Annotated in this window: 16 protein-coding genes; 9 read left to right on the forward strand and 7 right to left on the reverse strand. The window is 73.7% G+C overall.

Annotation, left to right across the window (positions count from 1 at the left end; genetic code table 11):
- The first annotated feature begins 54 nt into the window (after nt 1–54).
- From ACFWEG_RS23970 to ACFWEG_RS23980, 3 genes are all read left to right on the forward strand, one after another.
- Entirely contained in the window at nt 55–954 is a 900-nt protein-coding gene (locus ACFWEG_RS23970) for a carbohydrate ABC transporter permease (protein ID WP_387218711.1), read from the forward strand.
- A 155-nt stretch (nt 955–1,109) separates the two neighbouring features.
- Nucleotides 1,110–1,880: a carbohydrate ABC transporter permease gene (locus ACFWEG_RS23975; protein WP_387218743.1), complete on the forward strand. Its 771-nt coding sequence runs from the start codon at nt 1,110–1,112 to the stop codon at nt 1,878–1,880.
- Between the two features lie 32 nt (nt 1,881–1,912).
- The gene (locus tag ACFWEG_RS23980) at nt 1,913–2,893 is read left to right on the forward strand and encodes a hydroxyacid dehydrogenase (RefSeq protein ID WP_387218745.1); all 981 of its coding nucleotides are present in this window, start codon (nt 1,913–1,915) and stop codon (nt 2,891–2,893) included.
- Nucleotides 2,894–2,956: 63 nt separating this feature from the next.
- On the opposite strand, the gene ACFWEG_RS23985 is transcribed toward ACFWEG_RS23980, so the two are convergent.
- Nucleotides 2,957–3,526, reverse strand: a complete 570-nt coding sequence (locus ACFWEG_RS23985; protein WP_387218714.1) for a GNAT family N-acetyltransferase — start codon at nt 3,524–3,526, stop codon at nt 2,957–2,959.
- Between the two features lie 9 nt (nt 3,527–3,535).
- Between ACFWEG_RS23985 and ACFWEG_RS23990 the strand changes: the two genes are divergently transcribed.
- Nucleotides 3,536–4,147, forward strand: a complete 612-nt coding sequence (locus ACFWEG_RS23990) for a group II truncated hemoglobin (protein ID WP_387218716.1) — start codon at nt 3,536–3,538, stop codon at nt 4,145–4,147.
- Nucleotides 4,148–4,349: 202 nt separating this feature from the next.
- Here ACFWEG_RS23990 and ACFWEG_RS23995 read toward each other — a convergent pair whose 3' ends face one another.
- Entirely contained in the window at nt 4,350–4,724 is a 375-nt protein-coding gene (locus ACFWEG_RS23995; RefSeq protein ID WP_387218718.1) for a hypothetical protein, read from the reverse strand.
- A 387-nt stretch (nt 4,725–5,111) separates the two neighbouring features.
- Between ACFWEG_RS23995 and ACFWEG_RS24000 the strand changes: the two genes are divergently transcribed.
- Entirely contained in the window at nt 5,112–6,506 is a 1,395-nt protein-coding gene (locus ACFWEG_RS24000; RefSeq protein ID WP_387218720.1) for a sulfatase, read from the forward strand.
- 20 nt (nt 6,507–6,526) lie between these two features.
- Nucleotides 6,527–7,450 (forward strand): formylglycine-generating enzyme family protein, encoded by a 924-nt coding sequence (locus tag ACFWEG_RS24005; protein WP_387218722.1) that lies wholly within the window; start codon nt 6,527–6,529, stop codon nt 7,448–7,450.
- On the opposite strand, the gene ACFWEG_RS24010 is transcribed toward ACFWEG_RS24005, so the two are convergent.
- Together ACFWEG_RS24010 and ACFWEG_RS24015 are read right to left on the reverse strand one after the other, a co-directional pair.
- Nucleotides 7,451–8,590 (reverse strand): DUF475 domain-containing protein, encoded by a 1,140-nt coding sequence (locus tag ACFWEG_RS24010; protein ID WP_387218724.1) that lies wholly within the window; start codon nt 8,588–8,590, stop codon nt 7,451–7,453. It lies immediately after the preceding gene.
- Nucleotides 8,591–8,720: 130 nt separating this feature from the next.
- Nucleotides 8,721–9,668: an aldo/keto reductase gene (locus ACFWEG_RS24015; RefSeq protein ID WP_387218727.1), complete on the reverse strand. Its 948-nt coding sequence runs from the start codon at nt 9,666–9,668 to the stop codon at nt 8,721–8,723.
- Nucleotides 9,669–9,805: 137 nt separating this feature from the next.
- Here ACFWEG_RS24015 and ACFWEG_RS24020 point away from each other — a divergent pair, with 137 nt between their 5' ends.
- Both ACFWEG_RS24020 and ACFWEG_RS24025 read left to right on the forward strand, forming a co-directional pair.
- Nucleotides 9,806–10,378, forward strand: a complete 573-nt coding sequence (locus tag ACFWEG_RS24020) for a hypothetical protein (protein WP_387218729.1) — start codon at nt 9,806–9,808, stop codon at nt 10,376–10,378.
- Nucleotides 10,379–10,511: 133 nt separating this feature from the next.
- On the forward strand, nt 10,512–11,252 hold the full coding sequence (locus ACFWEG_RS24025) for a GAF and ANTAR domain-containing protein (protein WP_387218731.1): 741 nt from the start codon (nt 10,512–10,514) through the stop codon (nt 11,250–11,252).
- A 93-nt stretch (nt 11,253–11,345) separates the two neighbouring features.
- Here the strand turns inward: ACFWEG_RS24025 and ACFWEG_RS24030 are convergent, their stop codons facing one another.
- The 3 genes from ACFWEG_RS24030 to ACFWEG_RS24040 are packed head-to-tail and all read right to left on the reverse strand — an operon-like array spanning nt 11,346 to nt 13,465.
- Nucleotides 11,346–12,038: a hypothetical protein gene (locus ACFWEG_RS24030; protein ID WP_387218733.1), complete on the reverse strand. Its 693-nt coding sequence runs from the start codon at nt 12,036–12,038 to the stop codon at nt 11,346–11,348.
- Between the two features lie 58 nt (nt 12,039–12,096).
- Complete coding sequence (locus ACFWEG_RS24035; RefSeq protein WP_387218736.1) at nt 12,097–12,741, reverse strand: hypothetical protein; 645 nt, start codon at nt 12,739–12,741, stop codon at nt 12,097–12,099.
- Between the two features lie 4 nt (nt 12,742–12,745).
- Nucleotides 12,746–13,465, reverse strand: a complete 720-nt coding sequence (locus ACFWEG_RS24040) for a 3-keto-5-aminohexanoate cleavage protein (protein WP_387218738.1) — start codon at nt 13,463–13,465, stop codon at nt 12,746–12,748.
- Between the two features lie 165 nt (nt 13,466–13,630).
- Between ACFWEG_RS24040 and ACFWEG_RS24045 the strand changes: the two genes are divergently transcribed.
- Nucleotides 13,631–14,543, forward strand: a 913-nt coding sequence (locus ACFWEG_RS24045) for a YihY/virulence factor BrkB family protein (protein ID WP_387218741.1), incomplete at its 3' end; no start/stop codon positions are given.

Here is a 14,543-nt window from a genome sequence, read left to right on the forward strand (position 1 = left end):
GCGCTCCTGAGAGCCGCGCCCCGGCGGCCCGCCGGTCCTAGGAGCCACCGACTCATGACGACACCGACCGGCCTCGGCCGCCGGGCCGCACCGGCCCTCTTCCTCGCCCCGTTCCTCGTCCTCTTCCTCGCCACGCTGGTCGCGCCGATCGGCTACGCGCTCTGGATGAGCCTGTTCCGCGAACAGGCCGCGTCCGGACTCGGGTTCGGCGGGACGGAGACGCTCTTCGTCGGGGCGGACAACTACCTGCGGGCGCTCGCCGACCCGGGCTTCCGCCGCGGGTTCCTGCACATCGCCCTGTACTGCGTCATCTACATCCCCGTGATGGTCGGCGGCGCGCTCGCCCTCGCGCTGCTCGTGGACTCCGCGATGGCGCGGGCCCGGCGGTTCTTCCAGCTCGCGTACTTCCTGCCGCACGCCGTGCCCGGTCTGATCGCCGCGATCATCTGGGGGTTCCTCTACACCCCGGGGCTCAGCCCGGTGGTCGACCTGCTGCGCGCGCTCGGCTCCGACCTCGACTTCCTCGGGCCCGACGCCGTCGTCTTCTCGATGGCCAACGCGGCGGCCTGGCAGTGGACCGGATACAACATGGTGATCTTCTACGCCGCGCTGCAGGCCGTCCCCCGCGAGACGCTGGAGGCCGCGACGGTGGACGGGGCGGGCCACCTGCGGACCGCGCTGGCGGTGAAGCTGCCGATGATCCGGTCGGCGGTCGTGCTGACCGTGCTCTTCACCGCGGTCGGCGCGATCCAGCTCTTCAACGAGCCGGAGGTGCTGCGCGCGCAGGCGTCGTCGATCTCGCAGAACTGGAGCCCGGTGATGTTCATCTACCAGGCGGCGTTCACCCGGCACGACTACGGGCTCGCGGCGGCGGCGTCGCTGCTCCTCGCGGTGCTCGGAGCGCTGCTGTCGTACGTCGTCACCACGTTCGGCAACCGCTGGAAGGAGGCGTGACGGTGGCTGTCACCACGACGCCGCGGCCCGTCGAGGCCGTCGCACCGGGGCGGACCCCGGCACCCCCGACGCCGCGGCGCGCGGCCGGCGGGCCGTCCTGGGCGTCCCGGACGGTCGTCAACACGCTGCTCGCCGTCGTCGCCGTCTACACGCTCATGCCGCTCAGCTGGCTGCTGGTCAACGCGACGAAGAGCAACGGGGACCTGTTCGGCAGCCCGGGGTTCGCGCTCGCGGAGTTCCACCTCTTCGGCAATCTCGCGGACCTGTTCACCTACCAGGACGGCGTCTTCGGGCGGTGGCTCGCCAACAGCATGCTGTACTCGGTGGTCGGCGCGCTCGCCTCGACGCTGGTCTCGATGCTCGCCGGGTACGCCTTCGACACCTACGCCTTCCGGGGGAAGGAGAAGCTGTACGGGCTCGTCCTGCTCGGCATCCTGGTCCCGCACACGGTCATCTCGCTGCCGATGTACCTGATGGCGTCGGAGGTCGGACTGGTCAACAGCTACTGGGCGGTGCTGGTCCCCGGACTCGTCAACCCGTTCGGGGTGTACCTGGCGCGGATCTTCACCGAGAGCTACGTGCCCGGGGAGACGCTGGAGGCGGCGCGGCTCGACGGGGCGGGCGAGCTGCGGACGTTCCGGTCGGTGGCGCTGCCGATGCTGTCGCCGGCGTTCGTGACGATCTTCCTGTTCTCGTTCACCGGCAGTTGGAACAACTTCTTCCTGCCGCTGGTGATGCTGAACGACTCGTCGCTCTACCCGGTGGGGCTCGGCCTGTTCACCTGGAACGCGACGCTCGCGCAGGAGCCGCAGCTCTATGCTTTCGTCATCACGGGGTCGCTGATCTCGATCGTGCCGCTCGCCGTCGCGTTCGTCGCCCTGCAGCGGTTCTGGCGGTCGGGGCTGACGGCGGGAGCGGTCAAGTGAGCACGTATCGGCGGCCGTTGACGGTGCTGGCGATGGAGCCGGCCGTGCGGGAGGCGCTGTTCGACGCGGCGGCGCTGGAGCGGTTGGTCGCTGTCGCGGACACCGATCCGGCGCTCGTCGTGCAGGACTTCGCCGATCCGGCGGCGGCCGCGGCGCTGGCGCGTGCGGAGGCGCTGTTCACCGGGTGGGGGTGTCCGCCGCTGACCGCGGAGTCGCTGGCGCGGATGCCGTCGCTGCGTACGGTCGTCCATGCCGCGGGGTCGGTGAAGCACCACGTGACCGACGCGTGCTGGAAGCGGGGCATCACCGTCGCGTCGGCCGCCGGCGCGAACGCGTTGCCGGTGGCGGAGTACACGGTCGCCGCGATCCTGTTCGCGGGCAAGCGGGTCCTGGACGCCCAGCGGGTGTACCGGGAGAAGCGGACGTGGGTGAGCCCGATCGACGTCGTCGGGTCGGGGGGCAACTACCGGCGGACGATCGGTGTGGTCGGGGCGTCGAGGATCGGGCGGCGGGTGGTCGAGCTGCTGCGGCCGTACGACGTCGAGGTGCTGCTCTACGACCCCTACGTGGGTGAGGAGGAGGCGCGGGGGCTCGGGGCGCGGTCCGTCGGCCTCGACGCACTGGCCGCGCGCAGTGACGTGGTGACCGTCCACGCGCCCGAACTCCCTTCCACGCGGCACCTGTTCGACCGGGCGCGGCTCGCGTTGATGCCGGACGGGGCGACGTTCGTGAACACGGCGCGCGGTTCGCTCGTCGACACCGAGGCGTTGACGGACGAACTCGTCGCGGGCCGGCTGCACGCGGTCCTCGATGTGACCGAGCCGGAGGTGCTGCCGGCGGAGTCGCCGCTGTTCGACCTGCCCAACGTGCTGCTCACCCCGCATGTCGCGGGCTCGCTGGGCAACGAGCTGGGGCGGATGACGCATGCGGCGCTGGACGAACTGGAGCGGTACGGGCGCGGGTTGCCGTTCGCCGATCCGGTGCGGGCGGAGTGGCTGGGGCGGTCGGCGTAGGGCCGCGGTCGTCCTTGGCCGTCTGGGGGGGCACGGCGGACGCCGTGCCGCGCCCCGTGCCGCCTACGCCTGCCGCAGCTCCCACCGCTCCTTCGTGATCTCGTACCGCACACCGCCGTGCTCGGAACCCTCGACCGCCGTCATGTCGTCGGGCGTGGGGATGTCCTTCGTGAGCGTCATACCGAGCTTCTCCATGACGTTGCGCGAAGGGCGGTTCACGGTCATCGTCTCGGCCCAGACCGTGCGGATGCCGAGCTCGGCGAACCCCTTCGCCAGCAGCGCCTGCGAGCCCTCGGTGGCATAGCCCCGGCCCCAGGCCGCCTGTCGCAGGCGGTAGCCGAGCTCCGCCTCGTCGCGCGGGCCCTCGCGCAGCGGACGCAGGCAGAACCAGCCGACGAACGCGCCGCCGTCCTTCTCGTGCGCGGCGAACAGGCCGAGGTCGTGATCCCAGCGCTCGTAGCCCGCGAGGATGCCGGGTATGACGCGGTCGCGGACCTCTTCCGGCGGGGTCGGAGCGCCGCCGGTCAGGTAGCGCATCACCGCCGGGTCGCTGTCCAGCTCGATCAGCAGTTCCGCCTCCGTGGCGGCGAAGGGACGGAGGGTCAGGCGCTCGGACTCAAGGTAGGTGGGCACGTCAGGATCATGGCCGACACCGGTCGGACGGTCCAGGGAGTTTTCGGGCCGCGTCTGCCACCGGGCGGGGTGCTGGAGGAACAGCGGCATGGCACGGCCGCCCTCACGCCAGGGGCGAGGAGGCGCCTCCATCGCCTCCGCGTCACGGGCGACTCGCGGCGAACGGGCCCGGCGGCCGGGGCCGCGCTGTACCGCGGGGCGGAGGCGTTCGCCCGGCTCACCGACGCGTTCTACGCGAGGGTGGTGAAGGACGAGGTCCTCGCGCCGGTCTTCGACGGGATGTCGCCGGACCACGCCGCGCACGTGGCGCTGTGGCTGGGCGAGGTCTTCGGCGGACCCGCCGTCTACACCGCCGAGCACGGCGGATGTCCCGCGATGCTGGCGCACCACCTCGACCGGGCGCTCACGGAGGCCCAGCGGTCGCGGTGGGTGGCCCTGCTGACCGCGGCCGCCGACGAGGTGGGACTGCCCGACGACCCGGAGTTCCGGTCGGCGTTCGTCGCGTACCTCGAGTGGGGCACCCGGATCGCCCTGGCGAACTCCCAGCCGGGCGCGGCGCCGCCGCGCAGCGCGCCGGTGCCGCGGTGGGGCTGGGGCGAGGCCCCGCCGTACGTCAGCTGACGACTCCGCCGCCCGCCGGCGTGCCGGGGGTCGTCGACGTGGTGCGGCTCGTAGGCGTCGCAGGTGGCGAGGACCTCGGCGTGCCTCCGTGGGGTCGGCGCCGTGGGCGGCCGTGGGGAGCCGCCGTTGTGCGTGGACCGTTCCTGATCGGGGTGTAGCGCGTCCACTGCCGCGGCGCGCGTGGGCGCGGCTGCCCCTGTGGTCAGTGGCTCAGCGCGTACCAGAGCACCGCCCACAGTGCGGCGAACGGCACGACGGCGGCGGCGAGCAGGGTGAGGGCCGCCGGAAGGGCGGCGGTCAGCCGCGGGGCACCGCGGCGGCGGCGTCGGCGGAAGACCGCCGCGGCCGGCAGCGGCGGCATCACGATCAGGCCGAAGCAGAGCACCGGGGCCGCGAGCCGGCCGAGGAAGCCGCCGCCGTGCGCGACCTGGTCGACGCCGATGCCTCCGAAGACGAGCACGGGCCAGTACAGCAGGCCGAGCGCGAGCGCCGAGACGAGCGCGACCACGAGGCCCTCGGCGATCCGCTCGACCCGCTTGCGCCCGGTGCCGGCTTCCATGGTGCCGCTGTCCGTCATGCCTGACTCCCGCTGTTCCGGCGCTCCCGTCGAGCCCGTGCGTCGAGACTGACGAGCGACGGCCGCAGAGGTCACGCGCGGCAGGCGCCCGCTCGGCGGGCGAGGGCTGCCGCCCTCGGGCAGGCGCCCTGGTCCGGGGGGTGGCGGCCGCCGTCGTGCGGAAACGACGGCGGCCGGGGTGATTGCACGAGGCGTGCGGAACGTGGGGCGCTCGCCGGATCCCGACGCGCGGGGTCTCCGGGGAACGGGTCGCGGCGGGGCGCAGTACTGCGGCAACACCGTGGCAACGAAGCCTTCGTGCTGTGTGCATGGATCACCGGGGGCGGTGGACGTAGCGTCCTGTCCGCCGCCTTCGTGGTTCCGCTCGCAGTCGAGAGGTTTACTGTCATGGACACATCCAGAACGTCCGGTCCCAGCCGCCGTGGGGTGCTGGCCGGTGCCGCCGCCGTCGCCGCCGGGGCCACCGTGCCCGCGCTCGCCGCGGCGCCGGCACGGGCCGCGGCAGCGCGGCCGAACGTGCTGCTGATCGTCACCGACGACCAGCCGAAGCAGACGGAGTGGGCGACGCCGAAGACCGTCGCGTGGCTGGCGGAGCAGGGGGTGCGGTTCACCAACGGGCACTCCACCACGCCGCTGTGCGCGCCGTCGCGGTCGTCGGTGTTCTCCGGCCGGTACGCGCACAACCACGGGGTGCGCAACAACGGGGCCTCGAAGTCGCTGGACCAACGCACCACGCTGCAGCGGTACTTGAAGCAGGCGGGGTACCGGACCGGGCTGTTCGGGAAGTACCTCAACTCCTGGGACCTCGCCGACGCGCCGCCGCACTTCGAGGAGTTCGCGCTGCTGCGGCCCGCTTACGTGGACGGGACGTTCAACGTGAACGGCACCGTGCAGACCGTCCCCGGGTACACCACGACCGTCGTGCGGAACCGGACGCTCGCGTTCCTCGACAAGTCCCGCACGGACGACCGGCCCTGGTTCGCCTACGTCACCCCGTACGCCTCGCACGGGCCGAACACGCCGGAGGAGAAGTACGCGGGGAGCACCGTACCGGCGTGGGACGGGCGGCCCTCGGTGCCGGAGGCCGACCGCAGCGACAAGCCCGCGTACGTGAGGAACGCGACCGGGACGCTCGCGGACGGCCGACAGACCCGCGCCAAGCAGTTGCGGACGCTGCGGTCGGTGGACGACCTGGTGGGCGCGTTCCGCGAGAAGCTGGCGGCGCTGGGGCAGTTGGACAACACGCTCGTCATCTACATCGCCGACAACGGCTTCAACTGGTCCGACCACGGGCTCGGCGGCAAGGGGGTGCCCTACCGGCCCGCGCACGAGGTGCCGTTCTACCTCTCCTGGCCCGGCGGCGGGCTCGGCGGCGGCACGACCGACAACCGGATCGTGGCCAACATCGACATCGCGCCGACCGTGCTCGACGCGGCCGGCATCACCCCCGACACGCCCCACGACGGGCGGTCGCTGCTGAGCGGGTACTCCCGCGACCACCTGCTGATCGAGTGGTGGAAGCAGGGGACGGCGGCGGGCGGGCAGAACACCTGGTCGTCGTACGTGGCCAGGGACCGGCAGTACACCGAGTACTACGACCTGCACACCGACGCCTCGGGCACGGTGGCCGGCACCGGGCAGGTCCGGTTCCGCGAGTACTACGACCTCCAGGCCGACCCGTACCAGCTGAGCAACGGCCTGCACCAGGCGACGCCGGCGCAGGAGCAGGCGCTCGGGATCCCGGGGCTCGCGAGCGCGCTCGCCGCGGACCGCCGGGCCTGACGGAAGAGGAGCACCCGAGGATGAGCCGCCGCTGCTGTGCCCCCGGCCGCACCACCGCGCCGGGCGGGCTGCCGGACGGGTCCGGCCGGACCGCCCTGCCGCTGCTCGGCCACGGCCACCGGGCGCACGGCGGCGGCCCGCCCGCGGGCGCGTTCGCGCCGCTGATCGCGCTCGACGGGGGTGCGTTCCGGATGGGGACGGCCGACGCCGACGCCTTCCCCGAGGACGGCGAGGGGCCGGTGCGCCACGTCGAGGTGTCCCCGTTCCGGATCTCCGCGACGGCCGTCAGCCACGCCGAGTTCCGGGCCTTCGCGTCGGCCACCGGCCACCGGACGGAGGCGGAGCGGTTCGGGTACTCGTTCGTCTTCCGCGGGAGCGTCACCGACCGGGCGCGCGCGGCCGCCGAGCCGGTGCCGGGCGCGGACTGGTGGCTGGCGGTGCCGGGGGCGTGGCACGGGGCGCCCGAGGGGCCGGGGTCGAGTGCGGACGGCCGGCTCGACCACCCCGTCACCCACGTCTCCTGGCACGACGCGCAGGCGTACTGCGCCTGGTCGGGGACCCGGCTGCCGACGGAGGCGGAGTGGGAGTACGCCGCCCGGGGCGGGCTCGACCAGGCCCGCCACCCGTGGGGCGACGAGCCGCCGACCCCGGACCGGGCGGTCATCTTCCGCGGGGCGTTCCCCGACGGGCCGACCGCCCCCGTCGGGACCGCGCCCGTCCGCTCGCACGCCCCCAACGCCTTCGGGCTGCACCACGCCGTCGGCAACGTCTGGGAGTGGACGGCGGACCGGTTCGCGCCCGGCTCCCCCGCCCGGGCGCTGCGCGGCGGGTCCCACCTGTGCCACGTGTCGTACTGCAACCGCTACCGGTGCTCGGCGCGGACGTCGAACACGCCGGACGCGTCGACGGGGCACACGGGGTTCCGGGTGGCGGCGGACGCGTAGTCAGGACCGGTCGGCGCCCACGAGGTCCGGCCGGTCCTCGTTCCCGCCTCCGCCGCCGTCGCCGCTCGCCGCGAGCGCGCGGTTGCGGCGGATCGAGGACCACAGGGAGAGGCCGATCAGGACGACGCCGATGAGGCCGGTGACGACGTCGTTGATCTCGTACCGGATGGTGATCATGAGGAGGACGGCGAGGGCGCCGATGGCGTAGTGGGCGCCGTGCTCCAGGTAGACGTAGTCGTCGAGGGTGCCCTGGCGGACCAGGTAGACGGTCAGGGACCGCACGTACAGCGCGCCGATGCCGAGGCCGAGCGCCATCAGGACGATGTCGTTGGTGACGGCGAACGCGCCGATGACGCCGTCGAAGGAGAACGAGGCGTCGAGGACCTCCAGGTAGAGGAACATGAAGAACGCGGCCTTGCCGGCCAGCTTCACCGCCGTTCCGCCGGCCCGGGCCTCCTTCTCCTCCCGCTCCTCGTCGGCCTCGATGCGGTTCTCGAAGAAGCCGGAGAGCCCGTTGACCACCAGGTAGGTGATGAGGCCGGCGATGCCGGAGACCAGGACCGTCTGGGTCTTGTCGGCGTGCGCGCCGCCGTGCTGGTAGGCGTGCGGGGCGAAGGCCGTCGCGCTGACGAGCAGGACGCCGAGGGCGATGCAGACGGACAGCATGTCGACCTTGCCGAGCTTCGCCAGGGGCCGCTCGATCCAGGTCAGCCACTTGTGCTCGCGGTCCGTGAGGACGAAGTCCAGGAAGATCATCAGCAGGAACATGCCGCCGAAGGCCGCGATGGACGGATGCGCGTCGGTGACCAGCTGCTCGTAGCGGTCCTTCTCGTTCACCGCGAGGGTCACCGCGTCGAGCGGGTCGAGTTTCGCGCTGATGGCGACGATGACCACCGGGAAGACCAGCCGCATGCCGAAGACGGCGATGAGCACCCCGATCGTCAGGAAGATCTTCTGCCAGAAGGGGTTCATCCTCTTGAGGATCCCGGCGTTGACCACCGCGTTGTCGAACGACAGCGAGACCTCGAGGACGATGAGGATCGCGACGATGCCGAGTGCGGCGACGCCGTCGTAGAGCACGGCGACGGCGAGGCCGATCGCGGTGATCAGGAACGACCACCGGAATGTCTTCAGGAACACGTACCCGCTCACTTCTCGTCGTCGGTCAGGCTCTCGCCGTCCGCCCGGGCGGCGGGTGCGGATCGTCCGCACCGCGCCGCCGGGTACCCGCGCCGGGTGGTCCGATGCGTCCTCGCGGACGCCGGGGCGGTCAGACGGAGGACGCCTGTGTCAGCCGGGCGACCTCGTCCTCGGTGAGCCGCAGGTCGGCGACCGCGAGCAGGGCGGGCAGCTGTTCCACCGTACGCGCCGAGGCGATGGGTGCGGTGACCGTGGGCTGCCCGGCGAGCCACGCGAGGGCGACGGTGGCGGTCTCGGCGCCCCGGTCCGCGGCGATCGCGTCGAGCGCGGCGAGGACCGCCTGCCCGCGCGCGGTCTCCAGGTGCTTGCCCGCGCCGGCCGCCCGCGCGCTGTCGACCGTGGCGCCGGGGCGGTACTTGCCGGTCAGGAAGCCGGAGGCGAGCGCGGAGTACGGGACGGCGCCGAGGCCCGCGCGGGCGGCGACCTCGCGCAGCCCGCCCTCGTAGGTGTCGCGCGAGACGAGGTTGTAGTGCGGCTGGAGGGCGACGTAGCGGGCGAGGCCCTCGCGCTCGGAGAAGGCGAGCGAGGCCTGCAGGCGCTCGGCGGAGATGTTGGAGGCGGCGATGTGGCGGACCTTGCCCGCGCGGACCAGCTCGTCGAGCGCGCCGATGATCTCCTCGACGGGGGTCCCGGGCTGGTCGAAGTGGGTGTAGTAGAGGTCGATATGGTCGGTGCCGAGGCGCTTGAGGGAGGCGTCGGCTGCGGCCTTGATGTTGTCCGCGCTCAGCCCCTGGAACGCGGGGTGCTGGCTGACCTTCGTGGCGATCAGCACGTCGTCGCGGCGGCCGCGGGCGGCCAGCCACCGGCCGATGACGGTCTCCGACTCGCCGCCGCTGTTGCCGTCCACCCACGCGGAGTACACGTCGGCGGTGTCGACGAAGTTGCCGCCGGCGGCGGTGTAGGCGTCGAGGACGGCGAAGGAGGCCGACTCGTCGGCCGTCCAGCCGAAGACGTTGCCGCCCAGGGCGAGCGGGAAGACCTGCAGGTCGGAGGTGCCGAGGGTGCGCAGAGAAGTCATGCCTCGTGCCAACACCGCCGTGGAATCGGCTATTCCGTCCTGTCCGGTCGGCCGGAATCCTCCGGTTTGCATCCCTCCCCTCGGGTACTCGGCGCGGGTCCACCGATCGTCCCTCGAGCGAGCCCAGGAGTATCGACATGGCGGAACGCGACACGTTCATGCGCAGCGCACACGACCTCGGTCTGGCCGCGTGGTTCGGCGGTGCCCTGATGGGCGCGGTCGGCCTCAACGGAGCGGCGAAGGAGGAAGGCGTCACGGAGGTCGGCACGGCGCGGATCGCGTCGGCCGGCTGGGGCAGGTGGGCGCCCCTGGGCGCGCTGGCCGCCGCCACGCACCTGGTCGGCGGGGCGGGCGTGTTCGCCGCGAACCGCGACCGCGTGCGCCACCAGAGCGGGGTCGGCGCCTCGACCGTCGCCAAGACGCTCCTGACGGGCGCGGCGCTCACGGCGACGGCGTACACCCGCGTCCTCGGCAAGAAGGTCGACCTCGCCACGTCCGACAAGCAGGACCAGGAGACGGCGGAGGCGATCCCCGGCACCACGGACCAGGCGCGGAGGCAGCTGGCGCTGGCGCAGTGGGCCGTTCCCGCGCTCACGGCGGGGCTCGTCGTGCTGAACGCCGTGCAGGGCGAGCAGCAGCGGCCGGCCGAGCAGGCACGGGGGTGGGCGCGGAACGCGCTCGACGCGATCGTGCCGGGACGTACGGCGTAGTCCCCTCGCCCCGTCCGGGCCCGGCTCCCCTCGGGTGCGTCCGGTCCGGGCGGGGCTCGGGCCGGCGGGGAATCCGGCCGGCCCTCCCCAGCCCGCCCCGGCGGCGGGTGCGACCCCGTGGAGGCGGGTCATCATGGCATCGTCCGACGAGCACGGCTCCCCGCCCGTGTCGAGCATGGTCGACCTGCTGCTCGACACCCACACCCTCGACGACTTCCTCGGCCGGCTGGCCACGGCGGCCGTGCGGCACGCGCCGAAGGCCGACGGTTGCGGGATCACGCTGCGGCGGTCCGGCACCCCGGTCACCGTGGTGAGTGTCGGACCGACCGCCGCGGGACTGGACGAGCGCCAGTACGAGCTGGACGACGGTCCGTGTCTGCGGTCCCTGCGCACCGGGGAGGAGACCCACGTCGCCGACATGACGGAGGAACGGCGCTGGGGCCCGTACCCGGCGCACGCCGTGTCCGTCGGCACGATGTCGTCGCTGTCCTTCCCGATCGCGCCGCGCACCGACACCGCGGGGGCGCTCAACCTGTACGCGCCCGAGCCGCGGCTCGGGGACTCCAGCGACGAGGTCGCGCTGCGCGCGCTGGCCGCGCAGGCGACGGGAGCGATCGCGCTCGCCCAACAGCTGTCACAGGACCGGCAGTTCGCCACCGATCTGCAAGAGGCGGTGCGCTACCGGTCGTTCATCGACCAGGCGATCGGGATCGTCATGGCACAGCAACGCTGCACGGGTGAGCGGGCGTTGGCGATCCTGCGCCGGGCCTCGCAGAACCGCAACCTCAGACTGCGCGATCTCGCCGCGGACGTCATCACGCGCGTCAGCGGCGCGCCGCCGCCCGAACCGCCGGACCTCGTACGGCGAGGGTGAGGGCCGGGGAGCGGCCGGGCCGGGATCGGTCGCCCCGGGCTCCACGCGCCGAACTGCGGAGGGACCGAAGGGACCCGCCCGTCGAAGTGGACGTCAGCGCACCGGTTTCCAGACGCCGCAGCCCTTCGTGGTGAAGGTGCCGTCGGTGGCCTGCACAGTGACCGTCAACGGGGCCTTCGTCGTGGCCCGTTGGCCGTCGAGGACGTCGCCGTCCGGCGACGTGCGCTGCCAGGAGCAGCTCGCCGTGGGGTCCGCCGCGCGGTACGTGCCCGGTTCGATGAGTTCCGGGTCCTCGCCGGGCGCGCCGGAGACCTCGTACACGCCGTCGGGGTAGGCGCGCTTCTCGACCGCGCCGAGGGCCTTGCCGATCTCCGGCCACCAGCGGGTGCACAGCTCCGGCATGCCGGCGGTGAGCGCGGCCTCCTCGTCGGGGGTGGGGCCGAAGTCCTCCACCAGCCACTTCCCGGGCGGCTGCCCGGCGCGGTCCTGGTCGTCGAACTCGGCGCACATGCGCGCGATCCAGGCCGAGGCGGGGCCGTCGATGCCCCAGTTCTGCTCGACCGCGAGGCGGTCGAGGTCCTTGGCGGGGTCCTCGGCAGGGGCTTCGGACGGGGCGTCGGACGGGGTATCGGACGGCGTGGCGCTTGCGGAGGCGGGCGGGGACGGGGAGCGCGTCCCGGCGCCGTCCCCGTCCGCGGTCCCGCCGCCTGCGCCGCACGCCGACAGCGCCGCCGCGCACATCAGCGCGGCCGCCGTCCTGACCCCGATCCCACGCGTCCCGTCCATGTGACGACGGGTGCCCCGCCCCGGGTGCGGGACACCCGGTCGTCCGCCCTCAACGGCACTACTCCGCTGCCGAGTTGACGAACGTGCGCGCCGACACCTCCGCCCGGATCTCCTCCAGGGCCGCCGTCTGCCGCTCGGCGCGGTCGAGGAGCCTGTCGAGCCGGGCTGTGTCGAGGCGCGGGTCGGTCGCGGACAGCGCCCGCAGGGTGCGCCAGCAGGCCGCCTTGCCCTGGACGCCGAGGAGCATGGCCTCCGCCTCCAGGACGTCGCTGAGCGGGGAGCGGGTGAGGAGGTGGCCGTTGGGCTTGAGCCGGCCCGCCTTCTCCGCGAGCCACCCCAGGGCGGCCTGGGAGCGGCGCACGGGGACGTCGAGGCCGGCCATGATCCGGAGCAGGTCGTCCCGGTCCTCCTCGATCTCGCCGCTGAGCCGGGCGAGGGTCCCGCCGCCGTGGTCGTCGTCCTTCCGGGCCTCGGCGGCCCGCTCGAAGAGGTCGACGCCGGCGGTCGCGCCGGTGAGGTGGTCGTTGAGGTAGATCGCCAGCAGGTCGTCGTCGCCCTCGCTCGGCGCGGGCTCGGAGTGCGTCCCGTGCGGCTCGGCGCGGGCGGGCGTCTCCCGGTCGTTCTCGGACATGCGCGGTCCTTCCGTCTCCAGGGCGTCCATGCCGTCGGCGGGGTCGACGCCGCTGGGGTACCCGAGGTGCACCCTCCTATGCGCGGTCCCAGAGGATGTCGCGCGCCGCGCGGACGAGGTCGGCGTTCGTCCGGGCGGGGGCGCCGTCGGGGAGGTGGAGGGTGTCCTCCAGGCCGATGCGGGTGTCGAGGCCGCGGGCGGCCGCCAGGCGCAGGACGGGCCAGGCGGCCGCGTCCTCGGCGTGCAGGAGGACGGGGGCGGTGAGGGGGGCGAGGTCCGTCAGGACCATGTCGGCCGCGGTGAGGGCGGCGGGCACGGAGGTCTCGGTGACCTCGGCCAGGACGCGCAGCACCCGGTGCGCGTGGGGCCAGGCGAGAAGGCGCCGCGCCGCCGGGGTGCCGGAGTAGACGCCGGCCTCGACGCCGATCCCCCGGTCCAGGAGGGCGGCGGCGACCGCCTCGGCGCCCTCCTCGTGCCAGTTGACCGAGGCGTGGTCGGGCAGCACCGTCCACGACGCGACCTGCGCGGCGCGGGCGTGCGGGTCCGGGGTGGCCCAGGCCCCCGTGGTGACGCCGACGGGGATGCCGGGGACGGCGGCCCGTACCGCCGTGACCGCCGCCGCGACGGCCTCGGCGTCCAACGTGTCGCGGCCGTCGGCGTCCTTGGGGTGCAGGTGGACGTCCCGGGCGCCGGCGGCGACGGCCCCCGCGGCGGCGTCCGCCAGCTCGGCGGGGGTGACGGGGAGGTGCGCGCACGCGGCACGGGTCCGGGCGCCGTTCGGGCAGGCCTGCAGCATGCCCTCATCCTCGCAGCCCGGTCGGTGCGGGGTCGGGGGCGCCCGGGGAGGTGCCGACGGGCGGATCGCGGGTAGGCGCGGGGGACAGACGCCCGATCGCGCCCGTCCTGGTGGGGACGCGTATCGGGCGTGACCGTCCCCGAAGAGATCGACACGCCGTTGCACATGAGTGACTTCAGCCCCCCGGTCGCGCCCCCCGGCGGCGCGTCCCCGTTGTCCGCCGACGAGCCGGCCCGCAGGATCCGGGAGTGGCGGGCGGCGCTGCGCCGGACGCCGGCGTCCCTGTGGAACGACGACATCAGCGACTACGTGGCCGCCCTGACGTACTACGCCGTCCTCGCGATCCTGCCCGCGCTGCTCGTGACCGTGCTCGCGTTCGGGTACTTCAGCCCCGCGACGGCGGAGCAGTTCGTCGCGGGCGTCACGCACTACGCGCCGGGGCAGTCCAAGGCGGAGCTGCACGACCTGCTCGCGCGGACGACGGACGGGGCCTCGGCCGCGTGGACGCTGATGGCGGTCGGGACGGCGAGCGCGGTGTGGTCGTCGTGCAGCTTCCTGGCGGTGTTCCGGCGGGCGCTGCACTTCATGCACCGGGTGCCCGACCGCCGCTCGTCGTGGCGCAGGGCGCACCGGATCGTGGCGACGGCGGTGGCGCTGCTGCTCCTGCTCGCGGTGTGCGCGCTGGTGCTGATCGTCAGCGGGCCGGCCGTCCGGTCCCTCGGGCACCTGGTGCACCTCGACCGCGGTGTGCCGGTGGTCTACGACGTGATCCGCTGGCCGCTGCTGCTGACGCTGGTGGTGCTGCTCGTGGTCGTCGTGTCGCTCACCGGGCCGCCGTCCGCGCGGCGGCGGCACAGCCTGCCGGGCGGTGTGCTGTCCGCGGCGCTGTGGCTCACCGTGTCGGCGGGGTTCGCCGTGTACACCTCGCTGATGGGCTCCTACAGCAAGCTGTACGGGTCGCTCGCCGGGATCGTCGTGTTCCTGATCTGGCTCTGGCTGTCCAACCTCGCGCTGCTCGCCGGCGCGCAGTTCACCGCGGAGCTGCACAAGGCCGCCCCCGTCACGGCTCCTCGGGAGC

It is taken from the genome of Streptomyces sp. NPDC060194, assembly GCF_042728285.1.
Classification (GTDB): domain Bacteria; phylum Actinomycetota; class Actinomycetes; order Streptomycetales; family Streptomycetaceae; genus Streptomyces.